At 61.2% G+C, this 20,931-nt stretch carries 18 protein-coding genes; 6 read left to right on the top strand and 12 right to left on the bottom strand.

Translation table 11 applies throughout. From position 1 onward, the window contains the following. Positions 1-102: 102 nt before the first annotated feature. Positions 103-630: a helix-turn-helix domain-containing protein gene (locus JFT58_RS08460; protein ID WP_054898731.1), complete on the bottom strand. Its 528-nt coding sequence runs from the start codon at positions 628-630 to the stop codon at positions 103-105. 160 nt (positions 631-790) lie between these two features. Here JFT58_RS08460 and JFT58_RS08455 point away from each other — a divergent pair, with 160 nt between their 5' ends. Further along, positions 791-1,573, top strand: a complete 783-nt coding sequence (locus JFT58_RS08455) for an aldolase (protein ID WP_034126544.1) — start codon at positions 791-793, stop codon at positions 1,571-1,573. A gap of 30 nt (positions 1,574-1,603) precedes the next feature. Then, the gene (locus JFT58_RS08450; protein ID WP_054898730.1) at positions 1,604-2,482 is read left to right on the top strand and encodes a dihydrodipicolinate synthase family protein; all 879 of its coding nucleotides are present in this window, start codon (positions 1,604-1,606) and stop codon (positions 2,480-2,482) included. 47 nt (positions 2,483-2,529) lie between these two features. On the opposite strand, the gene JFT58_RS08445 is transcribed toward JFT58_RS08450, so the two are convergent. After that, positions 2,530-2,862, bottom strand: coding sequence for a YegP family protein (locus JFT58_RS08445; RefSeq protein WP_034126542.1), 333 nt, complete (start codon positions 2,860-2,862; stop codon positions 2,530-2,532). 168 nt (positions 2,863-3,030) lie between these two features. Here JFT58_RS08445 and JFT58_RS08440 point away from each other — a divergent pair, with 168 nt between their 5' ends. The 3 genes from JFT58_RS08440 (at position 3,031) to JFT58_RS08430 (ending at position 7,220) form a co-directional block, all read left to right on the top strand. Next, positions 3,031-3,570 (top strand): RNA polymerase sigma factor, encoded by a 540-nt coding sequence (locus JFT58_RS08440; RefSeq protein ID WP_034126541.1) that lies wholly within the window; start codon positions 3,031-3,033, stop codon positions 3,568-3,570. Continuing rightward, positions 3,567-4,535, top strand: coding sequence for a FecR family protein (locus JFT58_RS08435; RefSeq protein WP_054898729.1), 969 nt, complete (start codon positions 3,567-3,569; stop codon positions 4,533-4,535). The genes JFT58_RS08440 and JFT58_RS08435 overlap by 4 nt, the downstream gene beginning before the upstream one ends. Positions 4,536-4,661: 126 nt before the next feature. Further along, on the top strand, positions 4,662-7,220 hold the full coding sequence (locus JFT58_RS08430) for a TonB-dependent receptor (protein ID WP_054898728.1): 2,559 nt from the start codon (positions 4,662-4,664) through the stop codon (positions 7,218-7,220). Positions 7,221-7,773: 553 nt separating this feature from the next. On the opposite strand, the gene JFT58_RS08425 is transcribed toward JFT58_RS08430, so the two are convergent. The 4 genes from JFT58_RS08425 to JFT58_RS08410 all read right to left on the bottom strand — a co-directional run bounded on the left by JFT58_RS08425 (position 7,774) and on the right by JFT58_RS08410 (position 11,180). Further along, a complete protein-coding gene (locus JFT58_RS08425; protein ID WP_034126538.1) occupies positions 7,774-8,991 on the bottom strand; it encodes a class I SAM-dependent methyltransferase in 1,218 nt (405 codons plus the stop codon). 220 nt (positions 8,992-9,211) lie between these two features. After that, a complete protein-coding gene (locus tag JFT58_RS08420; protein ID WP_044272726.1) occupies positions 9,212-9,829 on the bottom strand; it encodes a TPM domain-containing protein in 618 nt (205 codons plus the stop codon). A 31-nt stretch (positions 9,830-9,860) separates the two neighbouring features. After that, the gene (locus JFT58_RS08415; RefSeq protein ID WP_106120678.1) at positions 9,861-10,550 is read right to left on the bottom strand and encodes a TPM domain-containing protein; all 690 of its coding nucleotides are present in this window, start codon (positions 10,548-10,550) and stop codon (positions 9,861-9,863) included. 18 nt (positions 10,551-10,568) lie between these two features. Next, the gene (locus JFT58_RS08410; RefSeq protein WP_198834364.1) at positions 10,569-11,180 is read right to left on the bottom strand and encodes a LemA family protein; all 612 of its coding nucleotides are present in this window, start codon (positions 11,178-11,180) and stop codon (positions 10,569-10,571) included. A 241-nt stretch (positions 11,181-11,421) separates the two neighbouring features. On the opposite strand from JFT58_RS08410, the gene bglX reads away from it, so the two are divergent. Further along, the gene (gene bglX / locus JFT58_RS08405; protein WP_054898726.1) at positions 11,422-13,713 is read left to right on the top strand and encodes a beta-glucosidase BglX; all 2,292 of its coding nucleotides are present in this window, start codon (positions 11,422-11,424) and stop codon (positions 13,711-13,713) included. A gap of 145 nt (positions 13,714-13,858) precedes the next feature. Here bglX and JFT58_RS08400 read toward each other — a convergent pair whose 3' ends face one another. The 6 genes from JFT58_RS08400 to JFT58_RS08375 form a co-directional block, all read right to left on the bottom strand. Next, positions 13,859-15,016 (bottom strand): phospholipase D-like domain-containing protein, encoded by a 1,158-nt coding sequence (locus tag JFT58_RS08400; RefSeq protein WP_034126534.1) that lies wholly within the window; start codon positions 15,014-15,016, stop codon positions 13,859-13,861. Position 15,017: 1 nt separating this feature from the next. Further along, a complete protein-coding gene (locus JFT58_RS08395) occupies positions 15,018-15,599 on the bottom strand; it encodes a YceI family protein (RefSeq protein WP_054898725.1) in 582 nt (193 codons plus the stop codon). A gap of 211 nt (positions 15,600-15,810) precedes the next feature. Then, positions 15,811-16,569 (bottom strand): helix-turn-helix domain-containing protein, encoded by a 759-nt coding sequence (locus JFT58_RS08390; RefSeq protein WP_054899019.1) that lies wholly within the window; start codon positions 16,567-16,569, stop codon positions 15,811-15,813. A 64-nt stretch (positions 16,570-16,633) separates the two neighbouring features. After that, entirely contained in the window at positions 16,634-18,076 is a 1,443-nt protein-coding gene (locus tag JFT58_RS08385) for an amidase (RefSeq protein WP_054899018.1), read from the bottom strand. Continuing rightward, positions 18,073-19,383 carry a citrate-proton symporter gene (locus JFT58_RS08380; RefSeq protein ID WP_054899017.1) on the bottom strand — a complete coding sequence of 437 codons (1,311 nt, stop codon included), beginning with the start codon at positions 19,381-19,383 and terminating at the stop codon, positions 18,073-18,075. The genes JFT58_RS08385 and JFT58_RS08380 overlap by 4 nt, the downstream gene beginning before the upstream one ends. Positions 19,384-19,444: 61 nt before the next feature. Beyond that, complete coding sequence (locus JFT58_RS08375) at positions 19,445-20,620, bottom strand: M20 aminoacylase family protein (RefSeq protein WP_054899016.1); 1,176 nt, start codon at positions 20,618-20,620, stop codon at positions 19,445-19,447. Positions 20,621-20,931 lie beyond the last annotated feature (311 nt).

The raw sequence follows: 20,931 nt of genomic DNA, 5'->3' as shown, positions 1-20,931 counted from the left end.
TGCCTGCGATGGCGGTGGGTCAGCGACAGATTGGGCACCGATAAACCGCTATCGCAGGCAAGCCAGCTCCCACATTGAATGCATTTCAAGTCGGGCTCAGTCTCACTCCTCAGCGCTGTGCACCACCACCAGCAACTGCGCCTGCACCTCTCCCACCGAGCGAATCCGGTGGGGTTTCTGCGCGTTGAAATGCAGCGCATCACCGCGCGCCAACAGCACGCGCTCGTTCATGAAATCCACCTCAACCTGGCCTTCATGCACGAATAAAAACTCCTCCCCCAGGTGCTCCTTGAAGGTCTTGTCGGTGAACTCCGCCGGCGGATAAATGATGAACGGCAGCAGGCTGCGCTCGCTGACTTGGTGGGCCAGCACCGCATAACCCGGCGATGTGTCGGGCCGCTCATGGCTACGCACCAGGCTGTAGCTGTCGAGGCTGACGTTGTCTTCGCTGAACAGTTCTTCGACCTTCACGTTCAACGCCTTGGCAAGTTTCAACGCCGCAGCGATGGATGGCGTATTAAGCCCGCGTTCGACTTTCGACAGGTAACTCTTGGTCATCCCGGATTTTTCGGCCAAGGCCTCCAGGGTCACGCCAAGTTTTTTTCTTAATATTTTCAAGCGGATAGACATGTGCTGCGGTTAATCCCTGCAGAAAGCGATGAGACAGGCTTGCCAATGACACAAAGTGTCATATAGCATCTTTAGTGTCATTTGCATTCACCCAACGACCTTGCGAGCAGCGGGCGACCAGCAAATCCGACGTCCATTGAACCACCCAAAGGACACCGATATGGCCAAGACATTAGCACTCCCAAAAGACCAACTGGTCAAGCAAGCACTGAGCCAGATGCAAAACAGCCTGGCAGATAATACGTGGACCGACCGGCAAAAGCTGGCGCTGACCTGCCGAATCCTGTTCGAGTACGGCCACGACTCTGGCCTGGCCGGGCAGATCACCGCACGTGGGCCGACGCCCGGCACCTACTACACCCAGCAACTGGGCCTGGGTTTTGACGAAATCACGGCCAGCAATCTGTTGCTGGTCAACGAAGACCTCGAAGTACTGGAAGGCCATGGCATTCCCAACCCCGCCAACCGTTTTCACACCTGGGTGTACCGCGGCCGCCCGGATGTAAACTGCATCATCCACACACACCCCACGCACATTGCCGCGCTGTCGATGCTGGAAGTGCCGTTGCAGGTGTCGCACATGGACCTATGCCCGCTGTACGAAGACTGCGCGTTCCTGGAGGCCTGGCCCGGCGTGCCGGTGGGCAATGAAGAAGGGGAAATCATCACCGCGGCCCTGGGCGACAAGCGCGCCATTCTGCTCTCGCACCACGGCCAGTTGTCCACCGGGGCCAGCATCGAAGAAGCCTGCGTGATTGCGCAGTTGATCGAACGGGCTGCCAAGTTGCAGTTGCTGGCGATGTCTGCTGGTACCGTCAAACCGATCCTGCCGGAGCTGGGGCGCGAGGCCCACGACTGGATCTCCAAACCCAAACGCCACGGCGCCGCGTTCAACTATTACGCCCGGCAAAACCTGCGCAAGCACGCCGATTGCCTGAACTGATTGCCCCCCTTTTCGACCGGAGTTTCCCCCATGTCCAACCCAACCATTCACGGCATCATCGGCTACACCATCACGCCCTTCAGCGCCGACGGCCAGCGCGTTGACCTCGACGCCCTCGGGCGCTCCATCGACCGCTTGATCAACAGCGGCGTCCACGCCATTGCGCCCTTGGGCAGCACGGGCGAAGGCGCTTACCTGAGCGATGCCGAGTGGGATGAAGTCAGCGCCTACAGCATCAAGAAAGTCGCCAAGCGCGTGCCGACCATTGTCAGCGTGTCCGACCTGACCACCGCCAAGGCCGTGCGCCGCGCCCGCTACGCCGAAGAGCACGGCGCCGATGTGATCATGGTGCTGCCGGCCTCGTACTGGAAACTCAGTGACGCGGAAATCCTCGCTCACTACGCCGCCATCGGCGACAGCATCGGCGTGCCGATCATGCTTTACAACAACCCGGCCACCAGCGGCACCGACATGTCGGTGGAGCTGATCCTGCGTATCTTCAAGCAGGTCGAGAACGTGACCATGGTCAAGGAGAGCACTGGCGACATCCAGCGCATGCACCAGTTGAAACTGCAGAGTGACGTGCCGTTCTACAACGGTTGCAACCCGCTGGCGCTGGAAGCCTTCGCGGCTGGCGCCAAAGGCTGGTGCACCGCGGCGCCGAACCTGATCCCGCAACTGAACCTGAGCTTGTATCAGGCCGTACTGGCCGATGATTTGAACAAGGCGCGGGAGCTGTTCTACCGACAGTTGCCCTTGCTGCAATTCATCCTCAAAGGCGGGCTGCCGGCGACGATCAAGGCCGGGTTGCGCTTGACCGGGTTGGAGGTGGGTAATCCGCGCTTGCCGGTGTTCCCGTTGGGTGAGGCAGGGATCGGACAGCTCAAAGCGTTGCTGTCATCGGTATAAAAACGCCCGGCTCTCGCGAGCCGGGTGCAGGTCTTCTTGCACAACTGTCAGGTCTTGTCCTTGATAGTGACACTGGGACCATTGGTCTTGACGCTGGCAATGCCATTGTCTCGTGCGGCTGTAGAGGTGTACTGCTCACTGCTGCCGATCACTTGATGATTGGCCGCCTTGAGGTTGAAGAACGGTTGGCCGTTGCTGGCCACTTTTTTCTCATAACGTTCATCATGTGGGCTGTTTGTCTGCACTGAAGCAATGCCGGCTTCAGTAGCACCGCGGGTGGTGTAAAGCTCGCTGGTCAATATGGTTTCTGCGTTCGCCGCCTTAAGCACGAAACGAAACTGCCCGTTACTGCTTTTACTCAACTCATACCATCCAGCCATGACTTTCTCCTTTGAGTGGGATATCGCTCCCAAACTTGTAGGATTAAAGGCCATGCCCCAATTTTTTCCAGCCAAACACGGGAGATCTATTTAGCTGGAGACAAATGACAATAATTCTCGATATCATTCGCGACTTTTCCACGTCGTACTTCGTCAAGAAGGGTATCCATGTCTCGTCCCCAGCCCGACCCGTCGGCGGCCGATGCCTGTCGCGGGTTTTATGCAGACATTCTGTATTTCCTGCGTAAACGCACGGACAACGCCAGCGACGCGGCGGACATGGCCCAGGATGTATTTACCCAATGGCTGGGCTACCGCGACCGTGCCAAGGTCGAGCAGCCACGAGCGTTTCTGTTCCAGATGGCGCGCAACCTGCTGCGCGATCACTGGCGCAAACAGAAGGTACGGCAAACCGTCCACCCTGATCACGCCGAAATGGATGCCGAGCCGGTCACCGACGAGCACAACGACCCCATGGCCGCCGCCCTTCGCCTGCAACGCCTGGAACAGTTGAAAGAAGTCCTTGCCGAACTCTCGCCGCGCCGACGAGAAGCCCTTATGCTGCACCGCTTCGAAGGCTTGAGCCAGGCGCAGATAGCAACGCGCATGGGCATCTCCACCAGCATGGTGGAAAAGCACATCGCCTTTGCCCTGCTGCACTGCAAGCGCCGCCTTCAACCCGCCCCCGGCACGGAGCAGCCAGAATGAACCGCCCGAGCGACACAGACGCGCTGGACAGCCAAGCGAGCGATTGCATCGACGCCCAAGCCGCCAGTTGGTTTGCACGCAACCGCAACGAAGCAAGCCGCGCCGACCGTAAAGCCTTTGCCGACTGGCAGGCGGTGCCCGCGCATGCGCGCGCCTATGCCGAATTCGAACAGCTGTGGGCCGACCTCGCCCAGTTGCAACAACTGAACAAACCGTTGGCACTGCCCAAGCGCAAGCCCAGCCTTTGGCGCCCTGCCCTGGCGATGGCCGCCGCCCTGCTCTGCGCCGTGCTGGCGACCTCTATCGGCGCACCGCGCGAGCTGTATCACAACCAGGTTGCCACCCATGCCAAGGGCGTGCGCACTTTGAATCTGCCAGATGGCAGTACCTTGTATGTGAATGCCAACACCCATATCCGCGTGGACTTCAGCGCCCATCAACGGGTGCTGCATCTGGACAAAGGCCAGCTGTACATCGAAGTGGCCGCCGACAAGGAACGCCCCCTCTACGTGCAGGCCGGCGAGTCGAGCGTACGGGTGGTGGGCACGGCTTTCGATGTGCGCCGTGGGCAGCAGCAATTGGTGGTCAGCGTTGCCCATGGCCAGGTCGCTTTCGCGCCAAATGGCGAAAGCCCCGTCACCCTGCTCGACGCCCAGCAACGGGCCTCATACAACTACGCCAAAGGCACCGTGCAATCGCAAAGCCTCAGCGCCGAAGAGATCGCCGATTGGCGCAGCGGGCATTTGTCGTTTCGCAATCGAGAGCTGGCCAGCCTGATCGACGAACTTAGCCTCTACCGTCCACAAACGCCGTTGCAGGTCAGCAAGGCCGTCGCGCAGCTCAAGGTGTCGGGCAACCTTGATGTGAGCGACCCGGACGCCCTGCTCAACGCCTTGCCCGCGCTGTTGCCAGTGAAAACCGTGCTCTCGGCGGATGGCATCATGAGAATCGAGCCGAGCAAATAAACGGCAGAAACCACACATGAGAATATTTTGCATTCGCATGTGTGGTTTTTTTGCCTGCCCCGTCTTCCTCCTGTCTGTGTTTGATACGCACACCTTTTTGGCTATTTAGCCGCTCCGGGGGATTTCATGTTTCGCGCGCCTTGCCACGCTTCGCACCTGTTTCTTCGACCGACACTCATGGCTACGTGCCTGGCCTTGAGCCTCAGCGCCGAAGCCGAGTCGCTCAAGCTGCACCTGCCGGCCCAGTCGCTGGCCACGTCCCTGAGCCAGGTGGCCCAGCAAGCGAAAATCCAGCTGCTGTTCGATGAAACCCTGCTCAAGAACGTGCAGGCCCCAGCGCTTGACGGTAACTACACCCCGGAAGTGGCCATCCGTTCCCTGCTCAAAAACGGTGAGCTCAACCTGATCAAGGTCGGCAGTACCTATGTGGTGCGCCCCGACGAGGGCAAAACCACCACCGGTGGCGCGATCCAGTTGGACACCCTGAGCGTGATCGGTACTGGCAATGAGGTAAACGCCAGCACCGTCAACCGCTCCACCCTGACCCAGGCCGACATCGACCGTTACCAGTCCAATAACATTCCCAGCCTGTTGCAGACCTTGCCCGGTGTCAGCCAGGGCGGCTCGCTGAAGCCCGGCGGCCAGACCATCAACATCCGTGGTTTCGGCGATGCCGAAGACGTGCCGCTGACCGTTGACGGTGCCACCAAGACAGGCTTTGAGCGTTACCAGCAAGGCACGGTGTTTATCGAGCCCGAGCTGATCAAGCGCATTGAAGTGGAAAAAGGCCCCAACTCGCCGTTCACCGGTAATGGCGGCTTCGGCGGCACGGTCAACATGGTCACCAAGGACGCTCCGGACCTGCTCAAGGACGGCCGCAACAGCGGTGCGATGCTCAAATATGGCTACTCCAGCAACGACCATGAACAGGTCTACAGCAGTGCCGTCTATGGCCGTACCGACGACGGCCGTTTCGATGCGCTGGCCTACCTGACCCAACGCGACGGCGGCGATATGAAGGTGGCCGCCAAATTGCCCAACGACAACAATGAGTACCCGATCAACCCCCAGCGCCTGCCCAACAGCGCCCAGGATGTGGACGGCAAGCTGTTCAAGGTCAACGCGCACTTTACCGATGAGCACAGTGTCGGGCTGTCGTACTCGCGCTCCCACAGCAACCGCTGGACCCCGTTTTCCGCCGCCAGCTACCCCACGCCGCCAACCCAGTTCAACATCGACCGCTACGGCTACGAAGGCGCGTTGAAGCGCTTCCTCGCCCACCGTGACACGGTCGACACCACCTGGTCGGGCAAGTATGAATACCAGCCGCTGGACAACCCGCTGGTGGACTTGACCATCAAGTATTCCCAGTCCAACACCGAACAGACCGATGAGCGTGACGCCACGGCGTTTTTCCAGTTGGCCACCGGCGGGCGCAAGATGGACACCGCCTACACCGACAAGCTCCTGGATATCCGTAACGTCAGCCTGTTTGACACCGGCCCCTTGCAGCATGCTGTGACGGTCGGCGGGCAAATCCGCAAGCACACCCGCGAAACCGAGATGTGGATGCCCGGCGCCACCTACAACACGCCGCGCTACAACTACGGGCACTTCCAGCCGGGCTTCATGCCCCACGGCAAAGTCGATACCAACAGCTTCTTTATCCAGGACGCGGTGACGTTGGGCGACGTGACGATCACGCCGTCGCTGCGCTACGACCATGTGCGCAACCGCGGCGAAGGCAACGATGCGCCCTACTACAACAACCCCAACCCGGCAGTGGGTCACGACTACAGCGACCGCACCTACACCGGCTGGTCGCCACGCCTGGCGCTATTCTGGACCGTGACGCCGAATGTGGGGCTGTTCGCCAACTGGAGCCAGACCTGGCGCGCCCCGGTGATCGACGAACAATACGAAGTGCAGGGCGTGGGCAGTCGCACCGCCACCAGCGTCGACCTGGACCCGGAGCGCATCACCTCGATCACCCTGGGCAACATCACCAGCTTCGATAACCTGCTCGCCCAGGACGACAACTTGCAACTGCGCACCACCCTGTTTCACAACAAAGTCGAAGACGAGATCTTCAAGGCCACCGGCGTGGGTTGCCAGAACCAGGCTGTCAATGGCGGCAGCATCGCTTCAGCTTGCCCGCCTGGGCCGATGTCCAACTACCGCAATATCGGCAGCCTGACCATCAAGGGCGTTGAGCTCGAATCGATCTACAACTCCACCTACCTGTTTGGCTCGGTGTCGTTCGCCTATGCCAAGGGCCAGCACCAAGGCGCCTACACCAATCCCTGGGGCCCGGACGTGGCCGCGCGGGATATTCCGCCGACCAAATGGGTGCTGGTACTGGGCACTCACATCCCGGCCTGGGATGCCCAGGTGGGCTGGATGGGCCAATTCATCGGCGCCACCGACCGCCTGCCCAGCGACAAATACTCTGGCGGCCCGGGCTCCAGCATCGGCGATGTGTTCTACGACCAGTACGGCAACAAGCGCTACAACACCCAGGGCCTGTTCGCCAAATGGACACCGCAGCAGGCATATCTCAAAGGCACCGAGGTGAACTTCACGGTGGACAACCTGTTCAACAAAAACTTCCGCCCGGCCTTGAGCGGCGACCGGGCGTACACCAAGGGGCGTGATGCGAAGATCAGCGTGACGCGGTTCTTCTAAGCACACACGCATTCCAAATGTGTGTGTGGCTTGCCTGCGATAGCCATAGGTATCTACACAACTGTGCAGTTCGCCGCAGCCACCGGTAACCACGATGCGAAGCGAGCCGCTCTTGATCTTGATCTGCTTGTGATCTTGATCTCAGGCGCCCCGTTAAACCACGCTGGCCGGAATTCGCCAGGGATTTGGGGGGTAAACCGGCAGGGATGCCGGTTTAGCCGCCCCGCGCCATGGATGGCGCGTGGCGGCGGCCCCCAAAATCACTGGCGGATTACGGGCACACCGAGCCTAGGCGAGGTGCCGAGTGGTGGGGCAAGAGCGTTTTGCTTACTTTGCCGCTTTTGCAAAGTGAGCCGCCGTCAGGGCGGAACCCTAAGTGGCCGTTACCTAAATAACGGATATGTACTCAGTCTGATCCCACATCCCGGTCGGCTGTCAGGCCGTCTTCGCAGGCAAGCCAGCTCCCACATTTGGATCGCGGGGCGTCAGGTAGATATGCGCTGGCCGCCGGGGCCGTCACGGGAGCAAGCTCCCACAGGGAACCGCGCCCATTTCAGGCCAGGTAGCCATCCCCGCGCAACAGGGTTTCCAGGCAGTGTTCGGTGATGTGATAAAACGCCTTGAGCTCCTGGATTTTTGCCAATAGCTGCGCGTTGTCCACAGGCTCGGCACGTTTGACCGCCAGGATCATCTTGTTCTTGTTGGTGTGTTCCAGCGAGATGAACTCGAACACCTTGGTCTCATAGCCACAGGCTTCAAGGAACAATGCGCGCAGGCTGTCGGTGACCATTTCCGCCTGCTGGCCCAGGTGCAGGCCGTATTGCAGCATCGGCTTGAGCAACGCCGGGCTCTGGATCTGCAGGCGGATCTGTTTGTGGCAGCACGGCGAGCACATGATGATCGACGCACCGGAACGGATGCCGGTGTGGATCGCGTAGTCGGTGGCGATGTCGCAGGCATGCAAGGCAATCATCACGTCCAGCTCACTGGGCGCCACGCTGCGTACATCGCCACATTTGAACACCAGCCCCGGGTGCTCCAGGCGTGCGGCGGCGCTGTTGCAGAGGGTGACCATGTCTTCACGCAACTCGACACCGGTGACCTCGCCCTCGGCCTTGAGGGTATTGCGCAGGTAATCGTGAATGGCGAAGGTCAGGTAACCCTTGCCCGAGCCGAAATCGGCGACACGCACCGGGCGATCGAGCTGCAACGGCGACGACGTCAGTGCATGGCTGAACACTTCGATGAATTTGTTGATCTGCTTCCACTTGCGCGACATCGAGGGGATCAGCGCCTGCTTGGCGTCGGTCACGCCCAGGTCGGAGAGAAACGGCCGGCTCAGGTCGAGGAAGCGATTTTTTTCACGGTTATGCTCGGCTGAAGGCGCTTCGCGCAGTTGCTGCGGTTTGCTTTTGAACAGCGAGCTTTTGTTCTTCTTGCTGTATTCCAACTGGGCTTCGTCGGTCAGCGCCAGCAAGTGCGCGTTCTTGAACGAGCTGGGCAACAGCTCGGCGATCGCCGCCACGCCGTCGGCCAAGGGGAAGTTCTTGGTGATGTCGCGGGTCTTGTAGCGATAGACGAACGACAGGCAAGGCTGCTCCTTGACCACCACCGGCTTGATGATCAGCCGCTGCAACTCGGCTTCCTCACCGACGTACTTGGCCAGCACCAGCTTGATAAAAGCGTTCTGGGCCAAGCTTGCGCTCAACAGTTCGATGAACTGGGCATGATGATCCGGCGCAGGGCGGGCAGGTTGAGCGGTGACGGACATGAACAAAAACGCCTCGGGTAAAGAATGCCGGGCATTTTAGGCGGGATGGGGGTTCAGGGCACGGGGTTATTTGATCAACGGTCAATCAACCCGAATAAGGATGCTGCCTTGTGTAGGAGCGAGCTTGCTCGCGAAAAACGTCAACGATAACGCGGGTGTCCTGAATGAACGCGGCGTCGATGAGTTTTTCGCGAGCAAGCTCGCTCCTACAAAAAAGCAGTTATTCGAGTACAACCAGGCGATTGGGCAGTTCGTTGCGGGTTTGGGTAACGGGCACATGCACCTTGAGCAACTCGCCACAGGCTTCAACGCAGGCGATGAACCCGGCCAGCGTCTGCCCCTGTTTAACTTGCTGGGTAAACGCCTGGACAATGGCGTCCCAATTGCTGTCATCCAGGCGCTTGGAAATCCCCTCATCCACCAGGATCTCCACATAACGCTCAGCCTCACTGACAAAAATCAGCACCCCGGTGCTGCCCACCGTGTGGTGCAGGTTCTGCTCCAGAAACTGCCGCCGCGCCAGGTTGGACGCACGCCAGTGGCGTACCGAACGCGGGATCAGCCGAGTAGTGACCTTGGGCAAGCGGAACACCAGGCACAGCACAATGAACGTCGCCCACTGCGCCACCAGCAAGGTGTACATGGTCAGGTAACCCGACAGGTAATGCACCACGCCCGGCACCACCAACGCGATCAAGCTCGCCCACAGTAACGGAATGTAGGCGTAGTCGTCGGCGCGCGCCGCCAGCACGGTGACCAACTCCGCGTCGGTGGTTTTCTCGACCCGGGCGATCGCTTCGGCGACTTGGCGCTGCTCGTGTTCAGTCAGTAATGCCATGGTTGTAGATGCTCTATTCTCGTTATTGTCATTACCAACTGCCCGAAGCCCCGCCACCGCCAAAACCACCGCCGCCGCGCCCGCTGCTGTTGAGAATCGCCAGCAGGATAGCGCCCACCGGCAAGCCCATGCGATTGCACAGCCACAGCACGCCGATCAGCAGAATAAACAGGCCGATGGAAAAACCGGGATTATCCATGGCGAAGTTCGCATCCGCCACATGGGCCGGCACCGCCAAGGGCTCACCGCCCACCACCTGGATCATCGCGGCCACACCGTCGCTGATGCCCTGGCTGAAATTGCCGGCCTTGAACTTGGGCAGGATCACCTGGTTGATGATCACCCAGGATTGCGCATCCGTCAGCACGCCTTCCAGGCCATACCCGACTTCGATGCGCAATTGGCGGTCATCACGGGAGACGATCAACAGCGCGCCGTTGTCCTTGCCCTTTTGGCCAATGCCCCACTGGCGGCCCAATTGATAACCGTAGTCCTCAATAGGCACGCCTTGCAGGTCGGGCACGGTGACCACCACCAACTGGTCGCCCGAGGTCTGCTCCAGCGCCTGCAGTTGCTGGGTCAGTTGCTCGCGCACCGCCGGGTCGATCATCTGCGCGCTGTCCACCACCCGCCCGGTCAGCGCCGGGAAGGTGAGCGCCGCCTGGGCCACGCCCACGCAGGCCAACAGCCACAGCGCCAGGCCTATCCGTAATAAACGCATCGACACCTCAGTGCAGCCTTATTTGAACTTCACTTGCGGCGCTTTATCGGCATCGGCGCTGGTGGCTTCAAACGTGGCGCGGATCGGCAAGTCGCTGTACATCACGCTGTGCCACAGGCGGCCCGGGAAGGTGCGGATCTCAGTGTTGTAAGCCTGTACGGCCTGTATAAAGTCACGGCGAGACACAGCGATACGGTTCTCGGTGCCTTCAAGTTGCGATTGCAAGGCCAGGAAGTTCTGGTTGGCCTTCAGGTCCGGGTAACGCTCGGACACCACCATCAAACGGCTGAGTGCGCCGCTCAGGCCATCCTGGGCTTGCTGGAACTGCTTGAGTTTTTCGGGGTTGTCCAGGGTGCTGGCATCCACCTGGATCGAGGTGGCCTTGGCCCGCGCTTCAATCACCGCGGTAAGGGTTTCCTGTTCGTGGGCGGCATACGCCTTCACCGTTTCCACCAGGTTGGGGATCAGGTCAGCACGGCGCTGGTACTGGTTCTGCACCTGGCCCCAGGCGGCCTTGGCCAGTTCGTCCAGGGTCGGGATGTTGTTGATGCCGCAACCGCTCAGCACGCTGCTGATCAGTAACAGCGCCGCAGCCTTGAAGCCCCAGCGATAAGTGTGTGCTGCTTGCATAGTGTTTCTCCTGCCCGATCTGATGGAATGTGACGACTAACCCTATAAACCACGCGCTTGGGGCATAATCCGCCACCACTGGAATGCTTCGAGCCAATCAGCTACAAAGATGCCCAGCGCGAAAAAGAGTTCAGAGTGTGCTGCATTTATCTGAACAACACCCGAACAACAATAGACGTTCCCCACATTTTGGCCGACAGCATCTCTCTGAATGCTGCGCAGTCGCCGAAAAAGGATATTCATGAAAAAGCTGTGTTTGCTCGGCCTTGTTGCCACTCTGGCCAGCCACCCCGTATGGGCAGAAACAAAGCCTGCTGCGCTTAACGACAAGGACGCCTTCGTCAGCGACCTGCTCAAGCAAATGACCCTGGATGAGAAGATCGGCCAATTGCGCCTGATCAGCATCGGCCCGGAAATGCCCCGTGAGCTGATCCGCAAGGAAATCGCCGCCGGCCGCATCGGTGGCACGTTCAACTCCATCACCCGCCCGGAAAACCGTCCGATGCAGGACGCGGCCATGCGCAGCCGCTTGAAGATCCCCATGTTCTTCGCCTACGACGTGATCCACGGCCACCGCACCATTTTCCCGATCAGCCTGGCCCTGGCCTCCAGCTGGGACATGGACGCCATTGGCCGCTCCGGGCGCATCGCCGCCCAGGAAGCCGCCGCCGACAGCCTCGATATCACGTTTGCACCAATGGTCGATATCTCCCGCGACCCGCGCTGGGGCCGCACTTCCGAAGGTTTCGGTGAAGACACCTACCTGGTGTCACGCATTGCCGAAGTGATGGTCAAGGCGTTCCAGGGCACCAGCCCCGCGAATGCCGACAGCCTCATGGCCAGCGTCAAGCACTTCGCCCTCTACGGCGCGGTGGAAGGCGGGCGCGACTACAACGTGGTCGACATGAGCCCGGTCAAGATGTACCAGGACTACCTGCCGCCCTACCACGCGGCGATCAAGGCCGGCTCCGGCGGCGTGATGGTCGCGCTCAACTCGATCAACGGCGTGCCTGCCACCGCCAACACCTGGCTGATGAACGACCTGCTGCGCAAAGACTGGGGCTTCAAGGGCCTGACCGTCAGCGACCACGGTGCGATCGTCGAGCTGATCAAGCACGGCGTGGCCAAGGACGGACGTGAAGCCGCCAAGCTGGCGATCAAGGCTGGCATCGACATGAGCATGAATGACTCGCTGTACGGCAAGGAATTGCCGGGGCTGCTCAAGTCCGGCGAGATCCAGCAGAGCGACATCGACAACGCCGTGCGCGAAGTGCTCGGTGCCAAGTACGACATGGGCCTGTTCAAGGACCCGTACCTGCGCATCGGCAAGGCCGAGGATGACCCGGCCGACACCTACGCCGACAGCCGCCTGCACCGTGCCGAGGCCCGCGACATTGCGCGCCGCAGCCTGGTGTTGCTGAAAAACCACAACGACACCCTGCCGCTGAAAAAATCCGCGACCATTGCCCTTGTCGGCCCGCTGGCCAAGGCACCCATCGACATGATGGGCAGTTGGGCTGCTGCTGGCCGGCCTGCGCAATCGGTGACCCTGCTCGACGGCATGAACGCCGTGATCGGTGAAAAAGGCAAAGTCATCTATGCCCGTGGCGCCAACATCACCGGCGACAAAGCGGTGCTCGACTACCTCAACTTCCTCAACTTCGATGCCCCGGAAGTGGTGGATGACCCGCGCCCTGCCCAGGTGCTGATTGATGAAGCGGTGAAGGCGGCGAACAACGCCGACGTTATCGTCGCGGCGGTGGGCGAGTCCCGTGGCATGTCCCACGAATCGTCGAGCCGTACCGATCTGAACATCCCGCAAAGCCAGCGCGACTTGATCAAGGCCCTCAAAGCCACCGGCAAACCGCTGGTGCTGGTGTTGATGAACGGCCGTCCGCTGTCGATTCTCGAAGAGAACCAACAGGCCGACGCGATCCTGGAAACCTGGTTCGCAGGTACCGAAGGCGGCAACGCCATCGCCGACGTGCTGTTCGGTGACTACAACCCATCGGGCAAGCTGCCGATCACCTTCCCTCGTTCGGTGGGGCAGATTCCGACCTACTACAACCACCTGACCATCGGCCGGCCATTCACCCCAGGCAAGCCGGGCAACTACACCTCGCAGTACTTCGATGACACCACCGGCCCCCTGTTTCCGTTTGGCTATGGCCTGAGCTACACCACGTTCAGCCTGTCGGACATGGCACTGTCGTCCACCACGCTGAACAAGACCGGCAAGCTCGATGCCAGCGTCACCGTGAAGAACACTGGCAAGGTCGATGGCGAAACGGTTGTGCAGTTGTATATCCAGGACGTGGCCGGTTCGATGATCCGCCCGATCAAGGAGCTGAAGAACTTCCAGAAGGTCATGCTCAAGGCTGGCGAAGCGCGCACGCTGCACTTCACCATCACCGAGGACGACTTGAAGTTCTACAACGCCCAACTCAAGTTCGCGGCGGAACCGGGTGAGTTCAATGTGCAGATCGGCTTGGATTCCCAGGATGTGCAGCAGCAAACCTTCGAACTGCTCTGATCTGAAGCTGTAAACACGGTCGCTGTGGGAGCTGGCTTTTGTGGGAGCTGGCTTGCCTGCGATACAGGCACCTCGGTTTGTCAGGTGTACCGAGGTGATGCTATCGCAGGCAAGCCAGCTCCCACAGTTGATTGAGGTGGCCCGACTAACCGCGCCGATCCAGCAGGTTCACCACCAACCGATCAATCCAGCCCCACACCCGCTGCTTCACCCGCCGCCACAATGGCCGCGCCTTCCATGCCTCCAGGCTCACCGCCTGGCTTTGGGCAAAGTCCGCTTCGAAACTGCCCACCACCGCTGCCGTCAACTGCGGGTCCAGCGCTTCCAGGTTGGCTTCCAGGTTGAAGCGCAGATTCCAGTGGTCGAAATTGCACGAGCCAATGCTCACCCAATCATCCACCAGTACCATCTTCAGGTGCAGGAAACACGGCTGGTATTCGAAGATCTGCACGCCTGAGCGCAGCAGGCGCGGGTAATAACGGTGCCCGGCGTAACGCACCGACGGGTGATCGGTGCGCGGGCCGGTGAGCAGCAAACGTACGTCCACACCGCGCCCTGCCGCCCGGCGCAAGGCTCGGCGCACGCTCCAGGTTGGCAGGAAGTACGGGGTCGCCAGCCAGATACGCCCCTTGCTGCTGTTCAAAGCACGAATCAACGATTGCAGGATGTCACGGTGCTGACGCGCATCGGCATACGCCACGCGGCCCAGCCCCGGCCCGGTGGCGGGCACCTTGGGCAAGCGAGGCAAACCAAAGTGGGTAGCCGGTTTCCACTCACGGCGCGCGGCGTTAGCGTGCCATTGCCGGTCGAACAGGGCCTGCCAGTCCAGCACCAGCGGGCCGCTGATCTGCACCATCACTTCATGCCAGTCGGCGGTGTCTTGCCCCGGCGTCCAGAACTCGTCGGTGACACCGGTGCCGCCGACCACCGCAATGCGCTGGTCGATCAGCAGTAGCTTTCGATGGTCGCGGTACAGGTTGCGCATCCAGCGCCGCCAATTCAGGCGGTTGTAAAAGCGCAGCGCCACGCCGGCATCGGTCAAGCGCTTGCGCAGCCCCAGGGTAAACGCCAGGCTGCCGTAATCGTCGAACAGGCAACGCACCTGCACGCCGCGTTCGGCGGCCAGTACCAGCGCCTGCACCATGGCCTCGGCGCAGGCCCCGGCTTCGACCAGGTACAACTCAAGGTCAACCTGCTGCTCGGCCCGGGCGATACCTACCAGCATCTGCGGGAAGAAATTCGGCCCGTCGATCAGCAATTCGAACTGATTGGCGCTGCGCCACGGGAACACCGCGCCGCTCATGTCAGCGCGCCGTGAAGATCAGCACCGCACCCACCGGCACCGACAAACTGATCGATTTGAGCCCTGCCGCCTTACGCAAGGTAGCCACACCGGGCGCCAGGTCGAAATCCTCGGCATGCAGCACCACGGGCTCAAGGGTTACCACCTGGAAACGCCGCTCATCCAGGCGCGTGGCCAGCAGTTCGGCGCTGTAGGTCTGGGTCTTGCCGTGCAGCGTGACGCTCAAGGGCAGGCGCAATTCCAACTGCGCGCCGGACGCCAGGTCATTGATGGGCTGCAGATTGATCTGTGCGCTGATCTGCGCTTCGGGGAAGGTCTTGATCTCGAACAGCTCTTTACGCATGCGCTCGTCGCGCAACGGAATACCGCTGTTGATTGAGTCCAGCTCCACTTCCAGCCGAGCCGCGCCTTTGGCGTCGACTTTGCCGTGCAGCACCAGGAAGCGCTGGACTTCGGCAATCTCGGTGTTTTTGGTGGTGACGAAAGACAGGCGCGAGGATTCGTTATCCAGGTACCAATCGGCGTGGGCAGGCACAGCAGCAAAGGCCAGCAGCGCGAAGACCAGAGGTTTGACATTGAACATATAGACTCATGGGGCAAAAAACCTGGGCGAACCTTAAGCGCAATCTCACAACCGGCGCAAATTCAATGTGGGAGCTGGCTTGCTGTGGCGAGGGAGCTTGCTCCCGTTCGACAGCGCAGCTGGAGCCGGCTTTTTGGGGGCGCTACGCACCCCAGCGGGAGCAAGCTCCCTCGCCACAAAAGCCAGCTGCCGCAGGATTTTTGCTGTGTTTTCAAACCAGCGTTCGCTGCACTTCGCAGATCGTTTCTTCAAGGCTGCCCATGTGCAAATTCAACACCCGCTCCACCGGCGCCTGATGCATCGGCCAATGCAGCGCCATGCTCCCCACCAATCGGCCATTGGCGCGCACCGGCAAGGCCACCGCCCGGATCAGGAACGGCAAACGCACCGGGTATTCCCAATAGCCCTCGGTACGCTGTCCGAAGCCCTGGTGCTGGGTTTGCTCGCATGCGCGATAGTGCTCGTCTGCCGCCACATGATTGCGGCCTGCCAGGCGCTGTACTTCGTCAGCCGGCAATTGCGTCAGGCAAGCCTTGCCCATCGCCGAGTGGAACAGGCTGGCGTACTGGCCGACGATCTGGCAGTTGTTCGGGTACAGCTTGCGCAACACGCTGGGGATCGCGCTTTCCATGACCTCCAGGCGCTCGCCATCGAAGCACGACAAGTCCACCACCAGCCCAGTGCGCTCGCTGAGCTCCAGCAACCAAGGGGCGGCGCTCTCCACCACCTGGCGCTTGAAGCGTTGCTGGGTATCGCCAAACAAGCGCCGGGCACGCAGGCGGTAACGCCGATCGCTCAGGCCGCGGTAGACCCACCCCTGTTCCTGCAAGGTCAGCAACATGCGCGACACCGTGGCCTTGGGCAGCTGCGTGAGGTAGTGCAGTTCTTCCAGCCCCAGGGCCTGGTGCTCGCCCAGCAACTCGACGATTGCCAGAGCGCGCTCAACCGAGCGTACGGTGCCTGTCTCCATATTCGATCTCCCTGTTGCTGGTGGATGATCTTTTTTCACAGCAAGATACAGGCCCGGTCAGCGCTCAACGGGTCGTTGCAAGGCACGCCGGTGGCCGGCGTTGTACCCATTGGGTCAGTTGTTCATGGGCATAGGCCAATTGCAGCACGGCCCTGTCGGCCTGGGCCGGGCCAATGATTTGCAGGCCCATGGGCAAGCCCTGAGGGTTGAAGCCCGCCGGGATGCTCATGCTCGGCAAACCGGCGAGGGTCGGGCCGATCACCACTTCCATCCAGCGGTGATAAGTGTCCATTTCACGCCCGCCCACGAGGCGCGGCCAAGGCTGTTGTGCATCGAAAGGGAACACCTGGGCGGTGGGCAACAGCAGGAAATCGTAACGTTCGAACAGCTTGCCCAAAGCGCGGTACCACTGACTGCGGTCCACCGACGCCTGGTAAACCTGCTGGGCACTCAAGCCCTGGCCGCCCTCCACTTCCCATTGCGCTTCGGGCTTGAGCAACGCGCGCTTTTGCGGGTTGGCGTAGGCCGCGCCGAGGTTGCCGTGCACCAGCCAATGGCGGTGTACCAACCAGCAGCGCCACAGGCGCGCCATGGAAAAGTCCGGTTGGCAGCTGTGCACTTCACAGCCCAACCTGGCGAAATCATCCAGCGCCGCTTCGCACAGGCTCATCACGCCATCATCCATCGGCAGATAACCGTTGTAGTCCCCCAGCCAACCGAGGCGTGCGCCGTTGAAGTCGCGTTGCAACGGCTGGCCCAGCACAGCGGGATCGTCCCTGGATGACAACGGCGCCCGGGGATCGTAACCGGACTGAATGCTCAGCAACCGCGCCACATCCGTTACGCTGCGCCCCATCGGGCCTTCGGTGCCCAATTGCTGCACGAACAGTTCCGGCATCGGCCCGTGAGGCACCCGCCCCTGGGAGGGGCGCAAGCCGAACACGTTGTTGAACGCCGCCGGGTTGCGCAGCGAGCCCATCATGTCGCTGCCGTCGGCCACCGGCAGCATGCGCAGCGCCAGGGCCACCGCCGCTCCGCCACTGCTGCCACCCGCCGCCAGGCGTGGGTCATAGGCATTGCCGGTGGTGCCAAACAGCGTGTTGTAGGTGTGGGAGCCCAGGCCGAACTCCGGCACGTTGGTCTTGCCGATGATGATCGCGCCACTGGCCCGCACCCGCGCCACGCTGATGGCGTCTTCGTTCGGTACATGCTCGGCGAACAGCGGTGAGCCCAGGGTGGTGCGCAAACCCTGGGTGGCCGCCAGGTCCTTGATGGCCTGGGGCATGCCATGCATCCAGCCACGGGAATGGCCCCGGTCCAACTCACGATCACAGGCTCTCGCCTCGGCCAGCACGGCCTCGCTTTCGCGCAACGACACCAGCGCATTCACGCCAGGGTTAAAGCGCTGGATCTGCGCCAGGTACGCCTGCATCACCTCTTCGCACGATACCTGCCGCCCATGGATGGCCCGCGACAGCTCAGTGGCATCCCAATCAACAATACTCAAGGCTTCACCTCTCTGGAAAACGGCAGCGGCTTGCTCGCCCGGGGTGCCTCGCGCATGCAGTAAGTGCCCAGCAGCGTCAGCACGCACGCAAACAATACATAAAACGACGGCGCCACCGGCGTGCCCAGCACCTTGCTCAGCCAGGTCACGATCAACGGCGCGAAACCACCGAACACCATCACCGCCACGTTATAGGCCACCGACACACCGGTGGAACGCACCTCAATGGGAAACTGCTCGGCCAATGCCGTCGGCGCTGGCCCGAAGAACCCGCCAATCGCCGTGCACAACATCACCTGCATCACCAGCAGGCGCTCGATGGACGGCGCGGCGGCCACCCACACATACAACGGGTAGACCATCACGAAGAACGCCAGGGTGAAGGCCATCAACACCGGTCGCCGTCCCAATCGATCCGAGAGCAGGCCGGACAAGGGGATCACCACGGTCATCAGCGCCACCGCAAACATCTGCACCATCAGCACCTGGTCCAGCGGCAGGCCGAGGTTCTTGTGGGCGAAGGTCGGCATGTTCACCAGCACCACGTAGAACGACACCGTCGCCCCGCAGGCCAGGCCCATGGACACCAGGATGCTGCGCCGATGGTCACGCAGCACTTGCATGAGGCTCGGCGCCGGGCCGGTGGCGTTTTTACGCGCCTGGATGAACTCTTCCGGGTCTTCCATGTGCCGACGAATCCACAACCCCACCGGGCCGATCAACAAGCCCAGCACAAACGGCAGGCGCCAGCCCCACAGGTCGAGGGTTTCGGGCGAAAAGAAATGCGTGACCAACGCCACCATCGCCGCCCCGCCGAACACCGCCAGGCATTGCCCTACCAATTGCCAGGAGCCATACAAGCCCTTGCGATGGGCAGGTGCGCTCTCCACCAGAAATGCCGTGGCGCTGGCATATTCACCGCCGGTGGCAAACCCCTGAAGCATCCGCGCCACCACAATCAGCAACGGCGCACCCATGCCAATGGCGGCGTAGCTCGGCGCGAAGGCGATCAGCGCAATGGACACGGTCATTAGCCGGATAATCAACTGCATCGCGGCTTTGCGGCCTTTGCGGTCGGCATAGATACCCAACAGGATGCCGCCCACCGGACGCATGAAAAAGCCCACGCCAAAGGTGGCCAGGGCCATCAGCAGCGACGCGTATTCGTCTTCCGAGGGGAAGAACTGCCGGGCGATGATACTGGCGAGAAAGCCGTAGACGATAAAGTCATACCATTCCAGCGCGTTGCCGATCACGGCCGCCACCACTTGGCGGGTGCGGGAAACGCCAGGCTTTGAAGTCTGCATGAGGAACACTCCATTCAACCGATATAGGGAAAGGGTCCAGCGGCAGAAAAAGATGAGGTCGTCAGGCAGGCTTGAGCCAGCTCTCGGCCAGCGCGCCCCAGTAGGCTGCGCCGGTCAGCAGGATGTCGTCGTTGAAGTCATAGGCGGGGTTGTGCACCATCGGTCGCGACACGCCGTTGCCGATAAACAGGTAACTGCCGGGGCAGCGTTGCAGCATCCAGGCGAAGTCTTCGCTGCCCATCAGCGTGCGGGTGTTCCCATCCACAGCGTCGGCACCGAGCAAGGCCACACCGACCTGGCGGGCGAATTCGGTTTCTTCGGCGTGGTTGACCAGTACCGGGTAGGCCGGGCGGTGTTCGACGTGCACGGTGCAGCCGAAGCTGGCGGCCTGGGTGTGGATGATCGCGTTGACCCGTTCCAGCATCTGTTCGCGCACCGTGGGGTTGAGTGCGCGCAAGCTCAGGCGCAGCAGCGCTTGCTGGGGAATCACGTTGGCGGCCTGGCCGGCTTGCAGCGCACCGACCGTAACCACGGCGGCTTCCTGGGTATCGATATTGCGCGCTACTACCGTCTGCAAGGCCATGACCATACTCGCTGCAGCCACCAGTGGATCGACCGTGAGGTGCGGCATGGAACCATGGCCGCCGACGCCTTCAAGGGTGACAGTGAGCAAGTCCTGGGACGCCATCATCGGGCCAACTCTTAATCCCAAATGCCCCGCCGGCAAGCCCGGCATATTGTGCATGCCGAACAGGCCGTCACACGGGAAGCGCTCCAGCAAACCATCCGCCAACATCGCCTCGGCACCGCCCTGGCCTTCTTCGGCGGGTTGGAAAATCAGGTTCAAAGTGCCGTCGAATTGCCGCGTCGCCGCCAAGTAACGCGCGGCACCGAGCAACATGGTGGTGTGGCCGTCATGGCCGCAGGCGTGCATGCAGCCGGCATGTTGGCTGGTGTAGGCCGCGCCGGTGTTTTCGATGATGGGCAAGGCGTCCATGTCGGCGCGAATCCCCAACGTGCGCGAGCTGTTGCCATTGCGCAACACACCGACCACACCGGTCCTGCCGATGCCGGTGTGCACCTCGTAACCCCACTCCTTGAGTGACTGTGCGACCAGCGCTGAGGTGCGGTTCTCTTCAAAGCCGAGTTCGGGGTGGGCGTGGATATCGTGACGCACAGCGTGCAAGTCGCTGGCAACGTCGCTGAGCCAATCCAGGATGTGCTGGTGCGGGCGCATGGTGATTCTCCTCACAGGCGGGTGGTCCCGTTCTTGTTGGCGACACATCGACAGCTAAGCGCGATGTGCGCGTGAGGACAATCAAAGGTGGTTCCACCCTGTGGAACCTGAGGCCAACCATTTTCTTAAAATCTCTGGAGATCAAAATGTGGGAGGGGGCTTGCCCCCGATGACGGACTGTCAGCCAAAACATTTCCAACTGACCCACCGCTGCCGGGATCAACAGCGAAATGCCACCGGTTGCGAGGCCACGTACATAGCGTTAATCTCCCCACCGTCGCTGCTCATCAACGACCGGGCGTGGAATCCCG

The sequence above is a fragment of the Pseudomonas sp. MF6767 genome (assembly GCF_016405475.1).
Classification (GTDB): Bacteria; Pseudomonadota; Gammaproteobacteria; order Pseudomonadales; family Pseudomonadaceae; genus Aquipseudomonas; species Aquipseudomonas paracarnis.
This window is presented reverse-complemented; position numbering and strand designations above follow the sequence as displayed.